Origin of the sequence: Ethanoligenens sp. (genome assembly GCF_047718355.1) — a bacterium.
Classification (GTDB): Bacteria; Bacillota; Clostridia; order Oscillospirales; family Ethanoligenentaceae; genus Ethanoligenens.
In genome coordinates, this window is sequence record NZ_JBDNLG010000148.1 from 1 (window position 1) to 3,333 (window position 3,333).

The 3,333-nt window shown below is 55.7% G+C and carries 3 protein-coding genes; 1 reads left to right on the forward strand and 2 read right to left on the reverse strand.

What is annotated here, in order from left to right; all coding sequences use genetic code 11:
• Nucleotides 1-63: 63 nt before the first annotated feature.
• Nucleotides 64-1,293: a putative glycoside hydrolase gene (locus tag ABF463_RS14250; protein ID WP_415534665.1), complete on the reverse strand. Its 1,230-nt coding sequence runs from the start codon at nt 1,291-1,293 to the stop codon at nt 64-66.
• Between the two features lie 478 nt (nt 1,294-1,771).
• Here ABF463_RS14250 and ABF463_RS14255 point away from each other — a divergent pair, with 478 nt between their 5' ends.
• The gene (locus ABF463_RS14255; protein WP_415534667.1) at nt 1,772-2,380 is read left to right on the forward strand and encodes an adaptor protein MecA; all 609 of its coding nucleotides are present in this window, start codon (nt 1,772-1,774) and stop codon (nt 2,378-2,380) included.
• Between the two features lie 65 nt (nt 2,381-2,445).
• On the opposite strand, the gene rpe is transcribed toward ABF463_RS14255, so the two are convergent.
• Nucleotides 2,446-3,090 carry a ribulose-phosphate 3-epimerase gene (gene rpe, locus ABF463_RS14260; protein ID WP_415534669.1) on the reverse strand — a complete coding sequence of 215 codons (645 nt, stop codon included), beginning with the start codon at nt 3,088-3,090 and terminating at the stop codon, nt 2,446-2,448.
• Between the last annotated feature and the right edge of the window lie 243 nt (nt 3,091-3,333).

The window sequence follows — 3,333 nt, forward strand, 5'->3', positions numbered from 1 at the left end:
TTTTTTACAAAGTATAGCCAGCCGTCCGCAGGCCGGCTGGCTATAAACAGATTCGCTGTAAGTTTATTTTGCCGCCACACCGGTCAGCGCATACGCTCCGGTGGCGTAGAATACGAAATTGTTGATGCCTGCTGCTTTCAAAGCGGCAATCTGTGCGGTGACGGTGTCGGCAGTGACCGTGGAACTGCCGTTGACCGCGCCTGCCTGGATAAACGGCATGGTGTTGCTGAACTTGGCGGCGTTCAATGTTTTTAACCCCTGTGCTGCTGTGGTAAGAGCCGTGGCAAGGTTGCTTGCCGGGCTGGCAATGGCCGTTCCACCAATGGTTACCCCGTTCAAGGAGGATGGCGTGAGCAGGGGGCTGACCGCATCTGCACCATATCCGAACGGGTCCTGATCTTGTCCGAGGCTTGCCTGTCCGCTGCCTACAGCCGCCGCCGCAGGCAGAACAAGTGTGACGGTGCCGCCTGCGGTGTGCACCTTTTGCGTCACTGCAGTTACAAAGCTCTGAAGGGCGCTTTCCTTGGAAGATGTGGAATCGCCATACCAGATGCGGTTTTGCGCGCCGGCTGGGAACTGCACATTATCCAGATAAATCTGTTTAAAGCCCATGGAGGCCGCTTCTGCCGCGAGGTCGGTGATGTATTGGACGGCGGTCGGGGAATATGGGTTGAGCCAGCGGCTGCCGCTTTCATCCAGCCAGTTGGTGCTGTGATTGCCGGCGTATTTAATTGCGGCGTCGCGCATCACAGTCGGGGCCAACGGGTCCTTGAAGCAACTGATGCGTGCAGCGGGCGTCATTCCGTTTTTGGTGATCTCCTGCGCGATGGAGGCGCCATCCAGCGCGCCGGAAGCGACGATGCCGTTGTTCTGTACTTCACTGATTTTAGACGCGTAGTGGAGCACACCGTCGTCGCTTTTCAATTCGGCGATTGCAGTGGTCACGCCGGCACCTTTGGCGGCGGTCAGGGTCTGGTCAATAGCAGCGGCGGTGAGGGAACCTCCCGGCAGATAGATGCCGCGCACAGCGGCGGCCGGCTTGGAAGACGCTGCTTCGGAGGAACTGGACTTGGATGCGGTATGCGATGCGCCTGATGTTTTGGATGGGGCTTTGGATACCGTGCTGCTGGGGGTGTGCCGCGAGCCTTCTATTACCTGCCGCAGGGGGACATAGATATTCCAGCCGATAAAAACCAGCGCGGCGATCGCGACGACGATCAGAACGGTCAGAAATGGGCCGCCGGATCTTCGCCGCCGCCCACTGGGATTAAATTGATACGGTTTTCTTGACACTGTTATGCACCTCGTTTGGTCGCAGCGCGTGCGCCTGTCTATATATTGCGGTCGCGGAGCAAAAGCTGTCGTTAGTCTCCCCGCGAAAAAAGATTTGTATACGAAAAGGGTGATGGGCGGCTCGTTTTCTCTCCCAGCCGCAGGGTTGCTCCTGTTTTGACGGCGGGAGGGGTTGGCACGCCAATGTATTGGAGGAATGGAAGAAAAAGGGCGAATTGAGCAGGCGAAATCCGCATAGAGAAGCTGTAAACCGGTTTTTTGTGCAGATTCAGCCGCATGCAGCTCCACCCCTTTTTTTCCATCCTTTATTCACCTCTTGCACATAGCTGTAAAATCAAATTATAATGTAGTATGGGAAAATACAAAAGATCGTAATGTATGGCGGAGGATACGCTCCGTCCTACCGGTGTGCCGCACGGCGGGAACCAAGTTGCGGCAAGGTTACCCGAATCTAACGCATGGGAGGCGGATTGCCTGCATGAATATTGAAAAACTGTCGCCGGATAAATTGCGCGTGACGCTTGAAAGCGCGGAACTTGACCGGTATGACCTTGACTATATTTCCATCAACAACGAAAGCCCCGGCACCAAACGGATGCTCAAAGATATCCTGTTTGAGGCGTTCTCTTCGGTGGGGTTTTCCACCAAGGGGAGTCGCCTGCTGATCGAGGTGTTACCCGGTAAAAACGAGGGATGTGTGCTGTATTTGACCAAAGTGGAAACTACAGGTGAAAAACGGGCGGCGGACGCACCGGCTCGGCATAAAGTGAAGGCCGCCCCCCAGAGTTATCTGCTGGTCTGCCGCACACTCGAAGATGCAATCAATGCAGTGGGGCGCTTTTCAGGATACCCCGATATTCCGCTGCGCAGAAGCGCAATGTACTGCGTGGATGGTCAATATAATCTGGTTTTTTCACCGGTGCGTTTCGGGCTGGATGGTATGCGGCTGAACGCGCTGCTTGCCGAGCTTTCTGAATATGGAAAAGCCGATGCGGCTACACCTCTGCGCGAGGCTGTAATGGCAGAACACGGCAGTACAATCCAGAAAGAACACGCGGTCGAACAATTCATGCGTTATTTTCAGTAAGCCATTGGGCGGTGCGCCGTCTGAGGATGCCCCGATGCCGGGAGAACCGGTGTCGGGGCGCTTTTTTATCCACGCAGTTTGGCAATAGCCGCCGCCATATCTTTTGCGCCGAAGACAGCGCTGCCGGCTACAAGGATATTGGCGCCATGCCGAATTGCGGCGGCGGCGGTTTCGGTATTGATGCCGCCGTCTACTTCAATGTCTGTTTTTAATCCGCGTCGCTCACATTCCCCTCGGATAGCGGACACCTTTTCCAATGTATCCGCTATCAGCGCTTGGCCGCCGAAACCCGGCTCCACCGTCATCACCAGTACCATGGAGAGCTGGTCAAGGAACGGATAGAGGACTTCTGCCGGGGTGCTTGGTTTGATGGAGAGCGCCGCCCCTACCCCCGCCTGCCGCAGGCGTGCCAACAAGGCTTGCGGCTGGGGGCACGCCTCGATATGCAGCGTGATACTGTTTGCACCCGCATCCAGAAAGGCGTCGAGCAGTGAGGCGGGGTCGTCCATCATCAAGTGCACGTCGAACGGCAAGTTCGTGCAGGCGCGCAATGCGCGTATCACGGGCGGTCCGAATGTAAGATTCGGCACAAAATGGCCATCCATCACGTCAAGATGGACGATGTCGGCTCCGGCGGCCTCAATGGATTGAAGGGCTTCCCCCAGACGGGAGAAATCCGCTGAAAGGATGGACGGTGCGATCTTGACCATGATAAAACAGCCACCTTTTCCGCGCGCATACAAACGGGTGTCAGCTCTTTGATGAAAGCGCGCTTTGTTTTCTGGACAACCCGCTGATTTTATTCTAAACCACTCCTTTGCAAAGGTCAACAGGTTTTGGCCGTTGTATGCAGACGTTTCCTGCCGAACCAACGCGATTTTCTGTTTTGCAGCATCCCCGTTGCCAAAGGTGCTGTTCCAGAGTGGGGACATGGGGCATAAACTACATTAAGG